18 protein-coding genes are annotated in these 17,220 nt (G+C 73.2%); 11 read left to right on the top strand and 7 right to left on the bottom strand.

Going from position 1 to position 17,220, the window contains the following annotated elements; genetic code table 11:
- Nucleotides 1–28: 28 nt before the first annotated feature.
- Nucleotides 29–1,534 (top strand): leucyl aminopeptidase, encoded by a 1,506-nt coding sequence (locus H4O22_RS08495; protein WP_182526562.1) that lies wholly within the window; start codon nucleotides 29–31, stop codon nucleotides 1,532–1,534.
- Between the two features lie 90 nt (nucleotides 1,535–1,624).
- On the opposite strand, the gene H4O22_RS08490 is transcribed toward H4O22_RS08495, so the two are convergent.
- Nucleotides 1,625–2,002 (bottom strand): hypothetical protein, encoded by a 378-nt coding sequence (locus H4O22_RS08490; protein WP_244963164.1) that lies wholly within the window; start codon nucleotides 2,000–2,002, stop codon nucleotides 1,625–1,627.
- 134 nt (nucleotides 2,003–2,136) lie between these two features.
- On the opposite strand from H4O22_RS08490, the gene lpdA reads away from it, so the two are divergent.
- From lpdA to H4O22_RS08475, 3 genes are all read left to right on the top strand, one after another.
- Nucleotides 2,137–3,534: a dihydrolipoyl dehydrogenase gene (gene lpdA / locus H4O22_RS08485; RefSeq protein WP_244963163.1), complete on the top strand. Its 1,398-nt coding sequence runs from the start codon at nucleotides 2,137–2,139 to the stop codon at nucleotides 3,532–3,534.
- A gap of 27 nt (nucleotides 3,535–3,561) precedes the next feature.
- Nucleotides 3,562–5,427, top strand: a complete 1,866-nt coding sequence (gene sucB, locus H4O22_RS08480) for a 2-oxoglutarate dehydrogenase, E2 component, dihydrolipoamide succinyltransferase (protein WP_182526560.1) — start codon at nucleotides 3,562–3,564, stop codon at nucleotides 5,425–5,427.
- A gap of 117 nt (nucleotides 5,428–5,544) precedes the next feature.
- Nucleotides 5,545–6,441: a TIGR01777 family oxidoreductase gene (locus tag H4O22_RS08475; RefSeq protein ID WP_182526559.1), complete on the top strand. Its 897-nt coding sequence runs from the start codon at nucleotides 5,545–5,547 to the stop codon at nucleotides 6,439–6,441.
- Here H4O22_RS08475 and H4O22_RS08470 read toward each other — a convergent pair.
- Together H4O22_RS08470 and H4O22_RS08465 are read right to left on the bottom strand one after the other, a co-directional pair.
- Entirely contained in the window at nucleotides 6,438–6,959 is a 522-nt protein-coding gene (locus H4O22_RS08470; RefSeq protein ID WP_182526558.1) for a GNAT family N-acetyltransferase, read from the bottom strand. The two genes, H4O22_RS08475 and H4O22_RS08470, sit on opposite strands and share 4 nt — an antisense overlap.
- 32 nt (nucleotides 6,960–6,991) lie before the next feature.
- A complete protein-coding gene (locus tag H4O22_RS08465; RefSeq protein ID WP_182526557.1) occupies nucleotides 6,992–7,510 on the bottom strand; it encodes a hypothetical protein in 519 nt (172 codons plus the stop codon).
- Between the two features lie 198 nt (nucleotides 7,511–7,708).
- Here H4O22_RS08465 and H4O22_RS08460 point away from each other — a divergent pair, with 198 nt between their 5' ends.
- From H4O22_RS08460 to H4O22_RS08445, 4 genes are read left to right on the top strand one after another with little or no spacing between them, the layout of a single operon-like run.
- Nucleotides 7,709–8,614, top strand: coding sequence for an alpha/beta hydrolase (locus H4O22_RS08460; protein ID WP_182526556.1), 906 nt, complete (start codon nucleotides 7,709–7,711; stop codon nucleotides 8,612–8,614).
- Nucleotides 8,611–9,345: a lipoyl(octanoyl) transferase LipB gene (lipB, locus tag H4O22_RS08455; protein ID WP_220451324.1), complete on the top strand. Its 735-nt coding sequence runs from the start codon at nucleotides 8,611–8,613 to the stop codon at nucleotides 9,343–9,345. The genes H4O22_RS08460 and lipB overlap by 4 nt, the downstream gene beginning before the upstream one ends.
- Nucleotides 9,346–9,395: 50 nt before the next feature.
- A complete protein-coding gene (locus H4O22_RS08450) occupies nucleotides 9,396–10,352 on the top strand; it encodes an ABC transporter ATP-binding protein (protein ID WP_182526555.1) in 957 nt (318 codons plus the stop codon).
- Nucleotides 10,349–11,305, top strand: coding sequence for a hypothetical protein (locus H4O22_RS08445; RefSeq protein ID WP_182526554.1), 957 nt, complete (start codon nucleotides 10,349–10,351; stop codon nucleotides 11,303–11,305). Before H4O22_RS08450 ends, H4O22_RS08445 begins: the two co-directional genes overlap by 4 nt.
- 19 nt (nucleotides 11,306–11,324) lie before the next feature.
- On the opposite strand, the gene H4O22_RS08440 is transcribed toward H4O22_RS08445, so the two are convergent.
- Both H4O22_RS08440 and H4O22_RS08435 read right to left on the bottom strand, forming a co-directional pair.
- Complete coding sequence (locus H4O22_RS08440) at nucleotides 11,325–11,828, bottom strand: SRPBCC family protein (protein ID WP_182526553.1); 504 nt, start codon at nucleotides 11,826–11,828, stop codon at nucleotides 11,325–11,327.
- Nucleotides 11,825–12,208 (bottom strand): ArsR/SmtB family transcription factor, encoded by a 384-nt coding sequence (locus H4O22_RS08435; protein WP_182526552.1) that lies wholly within the window; start codon nucleotides 12,206–12,208, stop codon nucleotides 11,825–11,827. The genes H4O22_RS08440 and H4O22_RS08435 overlap by 4 nt, the downstream gene beginning before the upstream one ends.
- Nucleotides 12,209–12,300: 92 nt before the next feature.
- Here H4O22_RS08435 and lipA point away from each other — a divergent pair, with 92 nt between their 5' ends.
- Both lipA and H4O22_RS08425 read left to right on the top strand, forming a co-directional pair.
- The gene (gene lipA / locus H4O22_RS08430; protein ID WP_182526551.1) at nucleotides 12,301–13,242 is read left to right on the top strand and encodes a lipoyl synthase; all 942 of its coding nucleotides are present in this window, start codon (nucleotides 12,301–12,303) and stop codon (nucleotides 13,240–13,242) included.
- A 49-nt stretch (nucleotides 13,243–13,291) separates the two neighbouring features.
- Nucleotides 13,292–13,999: a DUF4191 domain-containing protein gene (locus H4O22_RS08425; RefSeq protein WP_182526550.1), complete on the top strand. Its 708-nt coding sequence runs from the start codon at nucleotides 13,292–13,294 to the stop codon at nucleotides 13,997–13,999.
- Between the two features lie 205 nt (nucleotides 14,000–14,204).
- Here the strand turns inward: H4O22_RS08425 and H4O22_RS08420 are convergent, their stop codons facing one another.
- On the bottom strand, nucleotides 14,205–15,080 hold the full coding sequence (locus H4O22_RS08420; protein ID WP_182526549.1) for an SCO4651 family lipoprotein: 876 nt from the start codon (nucleotides 15,078–15,080) through the stop codon (nucleotides 14,205–14,207).
- A gap of 74 nt (nucleotides 15,081–15,154) precedes the next feature.
- Nucleotides 15,155–15,565 carry an RDD family protein gene (locus H4O22_RS08415; protein ID WP_244963162.1) on the bottom strand — a complete coding sequence of 137 codons (411 nt, stop codon included), beginning with the start codon at nucleotides 15,563–15,565 and terminating at the stop codon, nucleotides 15,155–15,157.
- A 183-nt stretch (nucleotides 15,566–15,748) separates the two neighbouring features.
- On the opposite strand from H4O22_RS08415, the gene glnA reads away from it, so the two are divergent.
- On the top strand, nucleotides 15,749–17,173 hold the full coding sequence (glnA, locus tag H4O22_RS08410) for a type I glutamate--ammonia ligase (protein WP_182526548.1): 1,425 nt from the start codon (nucleotides 15,749–15,751) through the stop codon (nucleotides 17,171–17,173).
- Nucleotides 17,174–17,220: the final 47 nt, after the last annotated feature.

The raw sequence follows: 17,220 nt of genomic DNA, 5'->3' as shown, positions 1-17,220 counted from the left end.
TACCCCAGCAGGCGACTATCCTGCGGCGGTGACCTCCTACACCCTGCGCAACGCCAGCCCCGCCAAGACCCGAGCGGACGCGGTGGTCGTCGGGGTCCTCCAGGGAGCGGACGGCGCGACGCTCGCCGACGGCGGCGACGACGTGGCCAAGGCCTACGGCCGCAAGCTCCGGCCGCTGCTCGCCACGCTCGGCGTCACCGGCAAGGCCGGCGAGGTGGTCAAGGTGCCGACCGGGGACACGCTGTCCACGCCGCTGCTGGTGCTGGTCGGGCTCGGCAAGGAGGCCACCCCGAACGCCGTACGCCGCGCCGCCGGCGCCGCGGCCCGCGCGGTCACCAACGCCGCCTCGGTCGCGGTCGCGCTGCCCGCGGGGTCGGCCGAGCTGATCCGCGCGGTGACCGAGGGCTGGCTGCTCGGCGGGTACGCGTTCACGACGTACAAGAAGGACGCGGGACGCGAGGCGCCCGGGGACGTCGTCCTCCTCAGCGCGCTGGCGCGCCGCAAGGAGGCCACGAAGGCGTTCGAGGACGCGCAGGTCGTCGCCGCCGCGGTCGCCACCACCCGCGACTGGGTGAACACCCCGCCCGGAGACCTGACCCCGCCGGCGTTCGCGGACGCCGTCGCCGCGGCCGCCAAGGACCTCGGCAAGGGCCGCGGCGCACCGAAGGTCAAGGTCACCGTGCTCGACGAGCAGCAGCTCGCCGAGCTCGGCTGCGGGGGCATCCTCGGCGTCGGCGCCGGGTCGAGCGCCCCGCCGCGCCTGGTCGAGCTGACCTACACGCCCAAGAAGGCCGTCACACACCTCGCGCTGGTCGGCAAGGGCATCACCTTCGACTCCGGCGGGCTCACCATCAAGCCGGCCGCGAGCATGGGCGAGATGAAGTCCGACATGGCCGGCGCCGCCGCGGCCGTGCAGGCGACGTTCGCCATCGCGGCGCTCGGCCTCCCCGTCCGGGTCAGCACCTTCGTGCCGATGGCGGAGAACATGGTCTCGGGCAACGCGACCCGGCCCGGCGACGTCCTGACGATGTACGGCGGCACCACCGTGGAGGTGCTCAACACCGACGCGGAGGGCCGCCTGGTCCTCGGCGACGCGCTCGGGCGCGCGATCGAGGTGCAGCCGGACCTGATCGTCGACATCGCGACCCTCACCGGTCACATGGTCGTCGCCCTCGGCGACAAGGTCGCCGGTGTGATGGGCGACGAGGACGTCGTCGCGCGGGTCCTCGCGGCGGGCAAGGTCGCCGGCGAGGAGCTGTGGCCGATGCCGATCCCCGAGCACATGGAGGAGCGGATCCGCAGCAGCAAGGTCGCCGACCTCGCCCAGCACGACTGGATCCGCTGGGGCGGCGGCCTGTTCGCCGCGGCGTTCCTGCGCCAGTTCACCGGCGGCCTGCCCTGGGCCCACCTCGACATCGCCGGCCCGGGCTTCACCTCGAGCGGCCCCTCGGGGCACGTCACCGCCGGCGGCACCGGCTTCGGGGTCGCCACCCTGGTCGACCTCGCCCGCGCCCTCGCCGACCAGGACGCCTGACCCCCCCGAACCCCGACCTGTGCAGAACCCCGCCGAGTCGGCGCACATGTGCGCCGACTCGGCGGGGTCATCCACAGCAGAGGTACGGCGTCAGAGGCCCTGCTCCTTGCGGAGCTGCTTCTGGCGGCGGTTCCAGTCGCGCATCCGCTGCGGGATGCCGACGACGGCCGCGTCGTACGACGGGACCTGGTAGGTGTTGCAGAACTTGTGCGCCCACTCGACCGACGGGACCCGGCGCCGGGTCCACTCGCCGTCGTGGGCGACGAGCAGCAGCGTCACGTCGCTGACCGCGGTGCGCGGCTCGACGAACCCCTCGACACCGCGGCGCGCGGTGACCCACTCGTGCAGGTGCGTCTCGTCGACCTTGTCGGCCGCGCGCACCTGCGTCGACCCGGTGCGGTAGCCGTCGCTTGCTGGCTTCCGCATGCGCGGGCTCATGCCGCGGCGGAACCGGTCTGTCCAACCCATGCGCCCAGTCTGCCCGGTCACCCGGCACCGCGCAGGCGGGACCGCCGAAGTGCCCCTTCGGGGCAGGTGTGGACCCGAGCCAGGAAAGTGCAAGGATGGACGGCATTCCCCGCCCGACCCACGGAAGGACCACGGTGGCCGATCCCCACGACGCCGGTGACGCCGACTTCGACGTCCTCGTCCTCGGTGCCGGATCGGGGGGGTACGCCTGTGCCCTGCGGGCCGCGCAGCTCGGTCTGCGCGTGGGTCTGGTCGAGAAGGGCAACCTCGGCGGCACCTGCCTGCACGAGGGCTGCATCCCGACCAAGGCGCTGCTGCACGCCGCCGAGGTCGCCGACTCCGCCCGCACCGCCGAGCAGTTCGGCGTCCGCGCCACGCTCGAGGGCATCGACATGCCGGCCGTGCGGTCCTACCAGGAGGGCGTCGTCGGCCGGCTCTTCAAGGGCCTCGCCGGCCTGATCAAGTCCCGCGGGATCACCGTCGTCGAGGGCGAGGGCCGGATGACCGGGCCGCGCGAGGTGACCGTCGGCGGCACGACGTACACCGGTCGCCACCTGGTGCTGGCCACCGGCTCCTACGCCCGCTCGCTGCCCGGCCTCGAGGTCGACGGCGAGCGCGTGCTCACCTCCGACCACGCCCTGCGCCTGGACCGCGTCCCCGCCTCGGTCGTCGTGCTCGGCGGCGGCGTCATCGGCTGCGAGTTCGCGAGCGTCTGGCGCAGCTTCGGCGCCGAGGTCACCATCGTCGAGGCGCTCCCCCGGCTGGTCGCGGCCGAGGACGAGGCGTCCTCGAAGGCGCTGGAGCGCGCGTTCCGCAAGCGCGGCATCGCCTTCCGCACCGGCACCCCGTTCCAGAGCGTCAAGACCACCGACGACGGCGTCGCCGTCACCGTCGAGGGCGGGGACGTGATCGAGGCCGAGCTGCTGCTCGTCGCCGTCGGCCGCGGCCCGGTCACCGACGGCCTCGGGTACGACGAGCAGGGCGTCGCCATGGAGCGCGGCTTCGTGCTCGCCGACGAGCGCTGCCGCACCAACGTCGAGGGCGTGCGCGCCGTCGGCGACATCGTGCCGGGCCTGCAGCTGGCGCACCGCGGCTTCGCGCAGGGCATCTTCGTCGCCGAGGACATCGCCGGGCTCGAGCCGGCGCCGCTGGACGAGTCCGCGATCCCGCGGGTCACCTACTCCCACCCCGAGGTCGCCTCGGTCGGGCTCACCGAGGCGGCGGCCGTCGAGCGCCACGGCGCCGACGCGGTCGAGACGCTCACCTACGACCTCGGGGGCAACGGCAAGAGCCAGATCCTCAAGACCCAGGGGTTCGTCAAGCTGGTCCGCCGCACCGACGGTCCCGTGATCGGGATCCACCTGGTCGGCGACCGGGTCGGCGAGCTCGTCGGGGAGGCCCAGCTGATCTACGGCTGGGAGGGGTACCCCGAGGACGTGGCTCCGCTGGTGCACGCCCACCCCACCCAGAACGAGGCTCTCGGCGAGGCGCACCTCGCGCTCGCCGGCAAGCCGCTGCACGCACACGCCTGAACCCACCGAGCAGACGAAGGAACTCCATTGGCCACCGAAGTCAACCTCCCAGCCCTCGGGGAGTCCGTCACCGAAGGCACCGTCACCCGCTGGCTCAAGCAGGTCGGCGACTCGGTCGCGGTCGACGAGCCGTTGCTGGAGGTCTCCACCGACAAGGTCGACACGGAGATCCCCTCCCCCGTCGCCGGCACGCTGCTGGAGATCAAGGCCGACGAGGACGACACCGTCGAGGTGGGCGCGGTGCTCGCGGTCATCGGTGACGAGGGCGAGTCCGCCGGCTCCGACGAGGGCTCCGACGCCGAGCCCGAGGAGGCCACGCCCGAGGCGCAGCCCCAGGACGAGGAGAACGCCGAGCAGAAGGCGGAGCAGGAGCAGGAGATCGCCGACGAGAAGGGCGAGCTGCCCCCGGGCGACGAGACCCCCGAGTCGGAGAAGTCCGACGAGCCGGCCGAGAAGCCGCAGGCCGACACGAAGCCGTCCGGCGGCTCCGGTACCGCGGTCTCGCTGCCCGCGCTCGGCGAGTCGGTCACCGAGGGCACCGTCACCCGCTGGCTCAAGCAGGTCGGGGACGAGGTCGCGGTCGACGAGCCGCTGCTCGAGGTCTCCACCGACAAGGTCGACACCGAGATCCCCTCGCCGGTCGCCGGCACCCTCATCGAGATCAAGGTCCAGGAGGACGAGACCGTCGAGGTCGGCGCCGAGCTCGCGATCATCGGCGACGCGGACGCCGCGCCCAGCCAGGACGACGAGCCCGAGCCCCAGAAGGAGCCGGAGCCGGAGCCCGAGCCGGAGCCCGAGCCGGAGCCGGAGCCCGCGAAGGCGAAGGAGCCCGAGCCGGCCCCTGCGAAGGCCGAGGAGCCGAAGCAGGACGACGACGTCCCGGCGCCGAGCTCGCAGTCCCCGACCACGCGGGACACCGGCGGCGAGTCGGGTGGGTCCGCCCGCTCCGAGGGCGGCTCGTCCGACGCCGCGGGCTACGTGACCCCGCTGGTGCGCAAGCTCGCGGCGCAGCACGACGTCGACCTGTCGACGGTCAGCGGCACCGGTGTGGGCGGCCGCGTCCGCAAGCAGGACGTGCTCGAGGCAGCGCGCGCCAAGGAGGCTCCGGCCGCCGCACCCGCGGCCGCCGCCGCCCCGGCCGCGTCGTCCGGCGCGCAGGCCCCGTCGGTCACGCCGTCCCCGCTGCGGGGCACCACGGAGAAGATCAGCCGGCTGCGCAAGATCATCGCCGAGCGGATGGTCGACTCGCTCCAGACCGGCGCCCAGCTCACCCAGGTCGTCGAGGTCGACGTCACCAACGTCGCCCGGCTGCGGGACGCCAAGAAGGCCGACTTCCTGGCCCGGGAGGGCGTCAAGCTCTCGTACCTGCCGTTCTTCACCAAGGCGGCGGTCGACGCGCTCAAGGAGCACCCGAAGCTCAACGCGACGATCGACACCGACGCCGGGGAGATCACCTACTACGACCGCGAGAACGTCGCGTTCGCGGTGGACACCGAGAAGGGGCTGCTGACCCCGGTCGTCAAGGACGCCGGCGACCTCTCCATCGCCGGCCTGGCGAAGAAGATCGCGGACGTCGCCGAGCGCACCCGCACCAACAAGATCGGTCCCGACGAGCTCGGTGGCGGCACCTTCACCATCACCAACCTCGGCAGCGCCGGCGCACTGTGGGACACCCCGATCATCAACAAGCCGCAGGTGGCGATCCTCGGCCCGGGCGTGGTGGTCAAGCGCCCGGTCGTGATCGACGACGCCAACCTGGGCGAGACGATCGCGGTGCGGCACATGGTCTACCTCGCGCTGACGTACGACCACCGCCTGGTCGACGGCGCCGACGCGGGCCGCTTCCTGCAGGACGTGAAGAAGCGGCTGGAGGCCGGCGTCTTCGACGTCTGACCCGTCGACCGCCCCCAGGGTGGTCCCACGCTGGGCCGTGCAGCCTCCGGGCTGTGCGGCCCAGCTGCGTCCGGGCCGGGTGCCCGAGGTCTTGGTGGCCGGTGGTTGGCTGGCGGCATGCCGCCCCTCTCCGTCGTCGTCGCCGGCGCCTCCGGGTTCCTCGGCAGCTCCCTCGTCGCCGAGCTGCGGGCGCGCGGGCACCGCGTGACGACCCTCGTCCGTCGTCCTGCGGACGGTCCCGACGAGTCGACCTGGGACCCGTACGCCGGCGTCTACGACCGCGCCGTGGTCGGCGCCGCCGACGTGGTGGTGAACCTGGCGGGCTCCCCCACGCTCGGCAACCCGCACTCCGAGCAGTGGGCGCAGCAGCTGCGCGACAGCCGGGTCACCACGACCCGCGTGCTGGCCCAGGCGGTCGCCGAGGCCGAGCGCCGGCCGGCGTTCCTCGCGGGCAACGGCATCTCCTACTACGGCGACCACGGCGCGGAGGTGCTCACCGAGACCGCCGACAGCCGGGGCGACGCGCTGCTGACCCGGGTGACGAAGGAGTGGCAGGCAGCCGCCGACCCCGCCGTGGCGGCCGGCGCCCGGGTGGTCGTGCTGCGGACCGCGCCGGTGATGGACCACCGCGCCGCGCCGCTCAAGCAGCTGCGGCTGCTGTTCCGCGCCGGGCTCGGCGGGCGGCTGGGGTCCGGCCGCCAGCACATGGCGATGATCTCGCTGCACGACTGGCTCGGCGCGGTCGTGCACGCCGCCGAGCACGACACCCTGGCCGGCCCGGTCAACCTGTGCTGCCCGGTGACGCCCACGAACGCCGAGTTCACCCGGGTGCTGGCCCGGGAGCTGCACCGGCCGGCGTTCGCGACCGTGCCCCGGGCGGTGCTGGACAAGGCCGCCGGGGCGATGGCCCCGGAGCTGCTCGGCTCGCTGAACGTGCGCCCCGCGGCGCTGGAGGCCGCGGGCTTCGTGTTCCGCGACCGCGACGTCACCGCGGTGCTGCGCGCGGGCCTCTAGCCGATCCAGTACCGCCGCTTCGGCACCGTCGTTCCCGGCTGGTCGACGACGTCCTCCAGGACGCCGCCGCAGCGCTCGATCGTCGCCGCCGACCCGACGTTGTCGTCGTCGCAGGTGACCAGGACCCGGTCGACGCCGCCGTCCCGTGCGAGCACCAGGGACTGGCGGAGGACCTCGGTGGCGTGGCCGCGACGGCGGTACGCCGGCCGCACGCCGTACCCGATGTGGCCGCCGTACGCCGCCAGCCACTCGTTGAGCGCGAACCGGACCGACACCCGGCCGACGATCGTGCCGCCGGCCTCGGCCATCAGGAACGTGGCGCGGACCCGGTCGGGGGGCAGGTCGGTGCCGCGGCGCTCGGCGTCGTACTGCCGCAGCAGGTCCGCCCAGGGCCGGTCCGGCGTCCACCCGCTGAGGAACTCGAAGCCGTCCGCGGCCAGCTCGTGGTGCGCCTGCACGGCCTCGGTCTCGTCGTCGGGGCGGAGCGGGCGCAGCCTCAGGTCGGTCACGGAGCTCATGGCGCCATCCTCGCGGAGGCTCGTCCCACGCGTCACACCACGTCCGCCACGCGCCACCCCTCCGCGTGCCGCACGAGGGTGATCCGCCGCGTCGTCGGGCGGTCCGCGGGAAGGGTCGCGTCCAGACCGCGGCCCACCGCCCGCGCGGCCGCCACCCGGTCGGTCACGCGGAGCACCAGCCGGGCGTCGGCGGTGTCGATGACCTCGGCGTCGAGCACCTGCATGCGCAGGCCGGTCACCCGCAGCCCGCGCTCGCGCCAGGCGCGGAGCATCGCCAGGTCGCGACGGCCCGCCGTACTGCCCGGCTCGTAGAGGTCGGCCAGCGCCGCCGCGTCGCCGTCCGCCCAGGCCTCGGAGCGCCGCTGGTCCCAGGCGGCGAGCACCGCGAGCGCCCCGGTGCGCGGGGCCGCCGCGGCGGTCGCCGCAGCGGTCGCCGACGACGCCACGCGCGGGGCGTCCGACCGGTCACCGACGAGGGCCGCCACGCTGATCGTCGCGACCGCCAGGACCGTCGCGACGAGCGCCGCGAGCAGCAGCCGGGGTGCGGTCATCCCCCAGGCCTACCGCGGTACGCCGACCGTCCGCCACCGCTCCTCCACAGGCCGCCGCCCGAGACGTGCACGCCGCGGCGTACTGGACCGACAGACCTTCCGCTTGACCGACGAAACTCCGTCGGTCAAGGGGAGGATTCACCGGTCGACCGGTGAATCCTCCCCTTCCTCCCCCACCCCACCTGCCAGACTGCGCGGGTGCCTCACGTGTCCCGCCGCGCCGTCCTCGTCGGCGGCGGGGTGGTGACGGCGGGGGCGGCCGCCGTGGGGGCGGGTGTCCACCAGGGCGTGCTGCCCGGGCGGCCGTGGCTGCAGGCCCGGCTCGGCCTCGACGGCGAGGACGGCGTGGTGCCCGACGTCGCGCCGGGTCGCGTCCGGCGCGGCACGTTCGTGTCCGAGGCGCGCGGCGGCACCAGCACCGGCTGGGCGGTGGTCCTCCCGCCGGGCAGCGCCCGGCGGGAGGAGCTGCCGGTCGTGGTCGCGCTGCACGGCCGCGGGCAGGACCACGCCGCGCTGCTCGGTCCCGGCCTCGGGCTGGACCGGTTCCTCGCCGCGCACACCGCCGCCGGCGGCACGCCGTACGCCGTGGCGGTGGTGGACGGCGGCGACAGCTACTGGCACCCGCGCCCCTCCGGCGAGGACTCCGGCGCGATGGTGGTCGACGAGCTGCTCCCCCTGCTCGCCGGGCAGGGGCTGCGGGCGGGGCCGACCGACCGGATCGGGCTGCTCGGCTGGTCGATGGGCGGGTACGGCGCGCTGCGGCTCGCGGGCCTGCTCGGCGCGGGCCGGGTCGCCGGCGTGGTCGCGGTCAGCCCTGCGCTGTGGACCGACCCCGACGACGCGTCGCCGTCCGGCTTCGCGGACGCCGCGGAGTACGAGGAGTTCTCGGTGCTCGGCCGGCAGGGCGACCTCGAGGGCGTCGCGGTGCGCGTCGACTGCGGCACCGGCGACCCGTTCTACCGTGCCGCCGAGGAGTACGTCGCGGGGTTCCCCGCGTCGGCGCAGGTGGCCGGCGGCTTCGAGCCCGGCGGGCACACCTCCGGCTACTGGCGCCGCGTGCTCCCCGCCCAGCTCGACTTCCTCGGGCGTACCCTCGACGCGTGAGCGACCTGAGGTTCACCGACGCCGGGCTCGGCGCGGACGCGATCGACTACCTGGCCGCCTGGGACCTCCAGCGCGAGGTGCACGCCCGGGTCGTGGCCGGCGACCAGCCGGACACCGTGCTGCTGCTCGAGCACCCGCCGGTCTTCACCGCGGGCAAGCGCACCGAGCCGCACGAGCGGCCGCTCGACCCCGGCGGCGCCGCGGTCGTCGACGTCGACCGCGGCGGCAAGATCACCTTCCACGGCCCCGGCCAGCTGGTCGGCTACCCGATCGTCACGCTGCCCGACCACGTCAAGGTCGTCGACTACGTGCGCCGCGTCGAGGAGGCCCTGATCGGGGTCTGCGCCGAGCTCGGCGTGGCCACCGCGCGCGTCCCGGGCCGCAGCGGCGTCTGGCTGCGCGCCGACGACCGCGGCCCCGAGCGGAAGATCGCGGCGATCGGCATCCGGGTCAGCCGCGGCGTCACCATGCACGGGTTCTCGCTCAACTGCGACGTCGACCTCGACTGGTACGCCCGGTTCGTGCCGTGCGGCATCGCCGACGCCGGGGTCACCTCGCTCTCCGCCGAGCTCGGCCGCGACGTGCCGGTCACGGAGGTCCTCCCGGCGGTACGCCGCCACCTGGCCGCGCTGCTCGCGTGGGCGCCGTACACCCCGACCCCGGACTACGACCCCCGCCCGGAACCCGGCCGCGGGCCGCGCATCGAGCTGCTCACGCCGTCCGGCGGCTGAATCGACGCGTTCCGGCACCGCGCGACCGCGCGGACCGCTTTAATCGCCCGGTGACCGACCTGGTGATCGAGACGACCGGGCTCCGCAAGGAGTTCCGCGGCCGGAGAGGCGGGCGCCGGGTCGCCGTGCAGAACCTCGACCTGGCGGTGCCCGCCGGCGGGGTGCACGGGTTCCTCGGGCCCAACGGCTCCGGCAAGACCACGACGATCCGGATGCTGCTCGGCCTGGCCCGCGCGACCCGGGGCTCGATGCGGCTCTTCGGCGAGCCGGTCCCGGAGCTGCTGCCCTCGGTCATCGACCGGGTCGGCGCGGTCGTCGAGTCGCCGAAGTTCTCCCCCAACCTCAGCGGCCGGCAGAACCTGCAGCTGCTGGCCCGCTCGATCGGGGTTCCCGAGCAGCGGGTCGGCGCCGCGGTCGAGACGGTCGGGCTGACCGGCCGCGACCAGGACCGGTTCAAGTCCTACTCGCTCGGCATGAAGCAGCGGCTCGCGATCGCCGCGACCCTGCTCAAGGACCCGGCCCTGCTGATCCTCGACGAGCCCACCAACGGTCTCGACCCCGCCGGCATCCGGGAGATCCGGGACACCATCCGCGACCTCGGCGCCGCCGGGGTGACCGTGCTGCTCAGCTCGCACATCCTCGCCGAGGTCCAGCAGGTCTGCACCTCGGCCACCATCATCGGCAACGGGCGGCTGCTGGCCTCCGGCACCGTCGACGAGCTGCTCGGCGAGGGGACGGCGTACCGGGTCGTCGTCCCCGACCCGGCCGCGGCGGCCGCGACGCTCGGGGCCGCCGGCATGGCCACGTCCGTCGGGTCCGACGGCCACCTCGCGGTCGACACCGACGACCCCGCCGCCGTGAACCGCGCGCTGGCCGCCGCCGACATCTGGCTCACCGAGCTCACCCCGATGCGGCAGGACCTGGAGACGTTCTTCCTCCAGCTCACCGCCGCCGACACCCTCGGCACCTCCGCCGACGCGCCGTCCGGGACCGAGGAGGGCCGGTGACCGCCCTGCTCCGGGTCGAGCTCACCCGGCTGCGCTGGCGCCGGGCCGTGCTGCTGCTGCTGGTGGGCGCCGTCGTCGTCCCGGCCGTCCTCGCGGCCGTGACGGCGTTCAACACCCGCCCGGTCTCCGACGGCGAGATGGCGACGGCCCGGGAGAACGGGGCCCGGGAGATCCGGCGCTGCGAGCGAAACCCAGGGCGGCTCGGCGTCGAGTCCGCCGAGCTGTGCGAGGACACGGTCATCGGCTGGTACACCGCCCGCGAGCCGCTCAGCCTGGGCAACGAGCGCGAGTTCGGCTCCGGGATGACCGTGGTCACGGTGCTGGTGCTGCTGATGATGCTGCTCGGGACCACGTTCGTCGGGCACGACTGGAGCAGCGGGTCGATGAGCAACCAGCTGCTCTTCGAGCCACGCCGCAGCCGCGTCTGGGCGGCGAAGGCGCTCGTGGTCACGGGGGTCGCGTTCCTCGTCACGGCCGTGGTGTCGACGGCGTACTGGCTCGTGCTCGGGGTGGTCGCGCGCTCCCGCGACCTTCCGCCGGGACCCGGCGTGCTGAGGGACTCCATCGAGTACGGCCTGCGCGGCGCGCTGGTCGCCGCCGCGGCAGCGCTCGCCGGCTACGCGCTGACGATGCTGTTCCGCAGCACGGTCGCGACCATCGGCGTGCTGTTCGCGTTCACGATCGTCGGCGGGATGGTCATCGCGGTCGTCGGCCTCGAAGGGCGCTGGCAGCCCGGCAGCAACCTCGAGGCGGTGCTGCGCAACGGCACGACGTACTCGGTCGAGACGCCGGAGCCCTGCTGGAACCGACGCGCGGAAGACCCGGCCGAGGGGTCGGAGTGCGACCCCGACCGCGATCTGTCGCTGGGGAGCGGCGCGACGTACTACGGGGTGCTGCTGCTCGCCGCCGGCGTGGCGTCGGTGGCGTCGTTCCGCCGCCGCGACGTGCCCTGAGCGGGCGTCAGGGCCGGTCTCAGGGCGTGGCCTGCGCCCGGTAGTGCTCCTGCATTGCCGGGTAGTAGTCGCGGTCGAAGTCGATCGCGGCGACCTCTCCCCCGGTCTCGGCGGCGCCCAGCCGGTCGAGGTAGTACTCCCAGCCGGGGCCGACGCTCTCGGCCTGCACCGGGTCGATGCCGGGCTGGGCGAAGGTCAGCGTGGTGACGCCGTCGGCCTCGGCGAGCGCGAGCTCGAGGGACCACCGGTCCTCCCCGACGTGCGAGACGACCCTCAGCGTGTGCGGGGGCACGCACTCGACGATCTCCATCTCCTCGGCCGGCGCGCCGTCCTCGGCCGTCATCCGGAAGGACACCCGGCCGGACGCCGGGTCGCCGTCGTACGTGCCGATCCAGCGGGCCAGCCGCCCGGGCTCGGTCACCGCGGCCCAGACGTCCTCGATCGGTGCGGCGAAGGTGCGGGTGAGGACCAGGGTGCGGACGCCGTCGTCGTGGTCGATGCGGCCGGTGGGCGTGCGGGTCATGCGGACTCCTCCTCGGATCGGGCGGGTACGCCGGGCGCCTCGGCTGCGCGCCGATCGCGGACCGTGCGGCGCACCTCGGTGTCCAGCGCGTCGAGCGCCTGCGCCATGACCGCGCCCGGCCCGGCCGGTGCGGGGGTCAGGACGTCGAGCAGGCGCCGGACCGGACCCAGCCCGTCGGGGCGCAGCGCGTAGTGCCGCTCGCGGCCCCGGTCGGTGGCCGTGACCAGGCCGGCGTCGGTCAGCAGCCGCAGGTGCTTGCTGATCGCCGGACGCGAGACGTCGTACGCCGCGGCGAGGTCGACGACCCGCGACGGACCCGCCGCCAGCCGCTCCAGGAGCGAGCGGCGCAGCGGGTCGGCGAGCACCCCGAAGACGTCCATCCCCAAAAGGTAACCCCAGGGTTACCAGATGTCGAGGGACGAGGTCACGGCCGCGGCCCGCGGCCTGGTCCCCCGGCGTACAGTTTGTCCACGTGACACAAGCCCCCGCTCCTGAAGGTCGCAAGCTCCTCCGCCTCGAGGTCCGCAACGCCGAGACCCCCATCGAGCGCAAGCCGGCCTGGATCAAGACCCGGGCCAAGATGGGCCCGGAGTACCAGGAGCTGATGGGCCTGGTGAAGTCCGAGGGGCTGCACACGGTCTGCCAGGAGGCGGGCTGCCCCAACATCTTCGAGTGCTGGGAGGACCGCGAGGCGACCTTCCTCATCGGCGGCGACCAGTGCACCCGCCGCTGCGACTTCTGCCAGATCGACACCGGCAAGCCGCAGCCGCTCGACCGCGACGAGCCGCGCCGGGTCGCGGAGTCGGTGCAGAAGATGGGCCTGCGCTACGCCACGATCACCGGCGTCGCCCGCGACGACCTGGAGGACGGCGGCGCCTGGCTCTACGCCGAGGCGGTGCGCGCCATCCACGAGCTCAACCCCGAGACCGGCGTCGAGAACCTGATCCCCGACTTCAACGGCAAGCCCGACCTGCTGCGCGAGGTCTTCGAGTCGCGCCCGGAGGTGCTGGCCCACAACGTCGAGACGGTGCCGCGGATCTTCAAGCGGATCCGCCCGGCGTTCCGCTACGAGCGCTCCCTCGACGTCATCACCCAGGCCCGCGACTTCGGGCTGGTCACCAAGTCCAACCTGATCCTCGGCATGGGTGAGACCCGCGAGGAGGTCAGCCAGGCGCTGCGCGACCTGCACGACGCCGGCTGCGAGCTGATCACCATCACCCAGTACCTCCGCCCCTCCGTGCGCCACCACCCGGTCGAGCGCTGGGTGAAGCCGGAGGAGTTCGTGGAGCTCAAGGCCGAGGCCGACGAGATCGGCTTCTCGGGCGTCATGTCCGGCCCGCTGGTGCGTTCGTCCTACCGCGCCGGGCGGCTGTACCGTCAGGCCATGGACGCCCGCCAGGGCGTCTCCGCCTGACCCCGCGCGACCACCGCGACCCACTCGAACAGACAAGGCAGCGCCACCCATGGCTACCCCGACCGCTCCGGCTGAGATGAGCCGGCGCAAGCAGCTCGTCGAGACCTACCGGCTGACCAAGAAGACCGACCCCCGGATCGGCCTGGTGCTGATCGCGACCTTCCTGGTCGCCGGCGCGATCGGCTTCACGGTCTTCAAGGTGCTCCCCGGCTCCGGCATCATCGAGTGGATCCTCGCCGTCGTCGGCGGGCTGCTCTTCGGCCTGCTCGCGGCGATGATCCTGTTCGGACGTCGCGCCCAGCGGTCGGCGTACGCCCAGATGGAGGGGCAGCCCGGCGCGGCCGCGGCCGCCCTCCGGATGCTGCGCCGCGGCTGGGTCACCGAGCCCGCGATCGCCTTCAACCGCCAGCAGGACGTCGTGCACCGGGTGGTCGGCCCTCCCGGCATCGTGCTGATCGGCGAGGGCAACGGCCCCCGCGTGCGCCAGCTGCTCGCCAGCGAGCACCGCAAGCACGACCGGGTCGCCCCCGGCACCCCGATCCACGAGATCGTGTGCGGCAACGGCGAGGACGAGGTCCCGCTGGCGAAGCTGGTGCGCACCGTCCAGAAGCTCGGGCGCCAGGTGAAGGGCCCCGAGCTCACCGACATCTTGAACCGGCTCAAGGCGATCGACGCGCGCCGCTCCGCGGTCCCGCTGCCGAAGGGCCCCGTCCCCACCAGCATGAAGGGGATGCGGGGCAACCAACGCGGCCGCTGATCCACCGCAGCCCACCGACCATCACGGGCCAGCCGGTGGTCGAGCAGCGAGGAGCGCCAGCGACGAGCGGTGTCGAGACCCCCGCAGCGAAGGCAGGGCATAGACCGCCGCCGTACGACGGCCCACCCGGTCTCGACAACGGTCAGGCGCTGCGCGCCTTCCCTGCTCGACCAACGAGCCCCCGGTGGCCGAGCAGCGAGCGGGATCAGCCGGCGGCGGTGCCGCCGCCGGGGAAGTCGGTGACCTGGTTCTTCGGCGGGGCCTCGATGGTGACGTCGGCGCCCCAGTCGGTGAAGTCCATCGTCACGTCGCCGAGGGCCTCCCCCATCTCGACGACCATCCGCCGGTAGCGGCCGTCCTCGTCGAAGTTCATCACGTAGGTGATCTGCTCGGGGATCTCGATCCCGGGCGGGATCTCCTGGCCCTGCGACTTGAGGACCGTCTCGGCGTCCACCGTCACGGCGTACGCGTCGGTGGTCTCGCCGTCGACGTCCTCCTCGCCCTGGTAGACGACCTCGTCGAGGCTGTCGCCGAAGGAGTCGAACATCCCGCGCGGGTCGAGCTGGTTGGTCAGGCCGGGGCCGAGCGGGTTGTTGGGGTCGTTGAGGTCGAGCTTGACGAACTTCTCGCCCATCGCCGGCATCTTCATGTACATCACGCCGTCGACCAGGCGCATGTCCATGGTCTGTCCCTGCAGCGCGGCGCCGCCCATCTCCAGCGTCATGTCGGGCGGGGTCGTGGTGTAGTCGGCGTCGCCCTCCGCCTCGATGCTCCCGGCGGCGCTGCTCATGTCCATGGTCACGTGCGCGGTGGTGGCCTCGTCGAACGCGGCCTCGAAGATGTCCATGAACTCCTCGGGCTCGATCTCCTCGCCCGCGGCCACGGCGGTGTCCTCCGTGGGCTCGGCGTCGGCGGACTCCGAGGACTCCTCGGAGGGCGAGGACGAGGCCGCCGGCTCCTTCGCGGTCGTGCCCCCGTCATCACCTCCGCACGCCACGAGCGTGCCGAGGGCGAGGGGCGCGACGGCAGCCACGGCGAGGCGCCGGGCGGTGAGGCGGGCAGGGAGCGTGCGGCGGGACATGTGGAGCCTTTCGTCAGGGGGCACGGCCAGCCTAGCCATCGACCACCCAGCCGAAACCGGCTGCGGGAGGTCCGTCAGCGCCCGGCCAGGCGACGCCAGGTCTGCAGGTCGACGGTGGCGGTCCCCGCCACCATGTCGTGCAGGCCGCGCCCGTCGGGCCGGTAGACCAGCGGCGGGATGACCAGCGCCACCAGCACCGAGCGGACCAGCGACTGGAGCAGGCCGGGCGGCCGCGGGTCGCCGTTCGCGCGGACGACGCGCAGCCGGGTCACCAGCTTGCCGAACGAGCCGCCGACCAGGGCGGTGAGGAGCGCCGACTCCAGCACGTAGACGCCGAGCACCAGCGCCTGCGCCGGGCTGCCGGTCTGGCCGTACTCGTCGAGGCCGACGAACGCGATGACGACGAGGGTGGAGGCGATCCAGTCGACCACCAGCGCTCCCACGCGTCGTGCCCAGGTGGTCGTCTCGAAGGGCACGGAGCTCACCCGAGCAGCGTAGATGGCGCGCTCGACCCCCCTCGCGGGGACCACCTGTTACATCGTGGAAACATGGTGGGTACGGTCCCGAAACCGCCGACGTATTAGGTTCGTGCATCGATCGGCGCACCGTCGCGCCGGTCCACACCCTGATCTGCCGGCAGCGGGAACACCCGCCGCCAAGGAGGATGAATGTTCCAGAACAGCGACGAGCTGCTCAAGTACGTCAAGGATGAGGGCGTCGAGATGGTCGACGTCCGCTTCTGCGACCTGCCGGGCATCATGCAGCACTTCACGGTCCCGGTCTCCTCGTTCGACCAGTCGGTCTTCGACGACGGCCTGAGCTTCGACGGCTCCTCGATCCGTGGCTTCCAGGCGATCCACGAGTCCGACATGTCGCTGTTCCCGGACCCGACCACGGCGTACATCGACCCGTTCCGCACGGCGAAGACGCTGGTGGTCAACTTCTTCATCCACGACCCGCTCACCGGCGAGGCCTACTCCCGCGACCCGCGCAACATCGCGCGCAAGGCGATGGCGTACCTCGCCACGACGGGCATCGGCGACACGGCGTACTTCGCGCCGGAGGCCGAGTTCTACGTCTTCGACAACGTGCGCTTCGAGACCAAGGCGAACGCCGGCTACTACGAGATCAACTCCTCGGCCGGCGCCTGGAACACCGGCGACGAGTTCGCCAACGACAACCGCGGCTACAAGGTCAAGTACAAGGGTGGCTACTTCCCCGTCGCGCCCACCGACCACTTCGGTGAGCTCCGCGACGAGATGGTCATCGAGATGGAGCGCTCCGGCCTGCTGGTCGAGCGTGCCCACCACGAGGTCGGCACCGCCGGCCAGGCGGAGATCAACTACCGCTTCAGCGAGCTGCTCCAGGCCGCCGACGACGTCATGAAGTTCAAGTACATCGTCAAGAACGTCGCCTGGCGCAACGGCAAGACCGCGACCTTCATGCCGAAGCCGATCTTCGGCGACAACGGCTCGGGCATGCACGTGCACCAGTCGATCTGGAACGGCGGCGAGCCGCTGTTCTACGACGAGACCGGGTACGCCGGCCTCTCCGACATGGCGCGCTACTACATCGGCGGCATCCTCAAGCACGCCCCGTCGCTGCTGGCCTTCACCAACCCGACGGTGAACTCCTACCACCGCCTGGTCCCGGGCTTCGAGGCCCCGATCTCGCTGGTCTACTCCCAGCGCAACCGCTCGGCCTGCGTCCGGATCCCGATCACGGGTTCCAACCCGAAGGCCAAGCGCATCGAGTTCCGCTGCCCCGACCCGTCGGCGAACCCCTACCTCGCCTTCTCGGCGCTGCTGCTGGCCGGCCTCGACGGCATCAAGAACAAGATCGAGCCCGCCGCGCCGATCGACAAGGACATCTACGAGCTCCCGCCGGACGAGATGGCCGACATCGCCCAGGTGCCCACGCGCCTGGACTCGGTCCTCGACTCCCTCGAGGCCGACCACGAGTTCCTCACCCAGGGCAACGTGTTCACGCCCGACCTCATCGAGACGTGGATCGACTTCAAGCGCACCGCCGAGATCGCGCCCGTGCAGGCCCGCCCGCACCCGCACGAGTTCGAGCTGTACTACGACATCTAGGCCTCGGCCCGGGTCTGAAAGGGCCCCTGATCCTGCAAACCTGCAGG

It is taken from the genome of Nocardioides dongkuii (assembly GCF_014127485.1).
GTDB lineage: Bacteria > Actinomycetota > Actinomycetes > Propionibacteriales > Nocardioidaceae > Nocardioides > Nocardioides dongkuii.
This window is presented reverse-complemented; position numbering and strand designations above follow the sequence as displayed.

Bases quoted from the DNA above. Each gene is read 5' to 3' on its own strand.
- H4O22_RS08420 (WP_182526549.1), bottom strand. From the start codon at position 15,080: ATGTCCCGCCGCACGCTCCCTGCCCGCCTCACCGCCCGGCGCCTCGCC.
- H4O22_RS08490 (WP_244963164.1), bottom strand. From the start codon at position 2,002: ATGGGTTGGACAGACCGGTTCCGCCGCGGCATGAGCCCGCGCATGCGG.
- glnA (WP_182526548.1), top strand. From the start codon at position 15,749: ATGTTCCAGAACAGCGACGAGCTGCTCAAGTACGTCAAGGATGAGGGC.
- H4O22_RS08465 (WP_182526557.1), bottom strand. From the start codon at position 7,510: ATGACCGCACCCCGGCTGCTGCTCGCGGCGCTCGTCGCGACGGTCCTG.
- H4O22_RS08440 (WP_182526553.1), bottom strand. From the start codon at position 11,828: ATGACCCGCACGCCCACCGGCCGCATCGACCACGACGACGGCGTCCGC.
- H4O22_RS08425 (WP_182526550.1), top strand. From the start codon at position 13,292: ATGGCTACCCCGACCGCTCCGGCTGAGATGAGCCGGCGCAAGCAGCTC.
- H4O22_RS08470 (WP_182526558.1), bottom strand. From the start codon at position 6,959: ATGAGCTCCGTGACCGACCTGAGGCTGCGCCCGCTCCGCCCCGACGAC.
- H4O22_RS08475 (WP_182526559.1), top strand. From the start codon at position 5,545: ATGCCGCCCCTCTCCGTCGTCGTCGCCGGCGCCTCCGGGTTCCTCGGC.
- H4O22_RS08435 (WP_182526552.1), bottom strand. From the start codon at position 12,208: ATGGACGTCTTCGGGGTGCTCGCCGACCCGCTGCGCCGCTCGCTCCTG.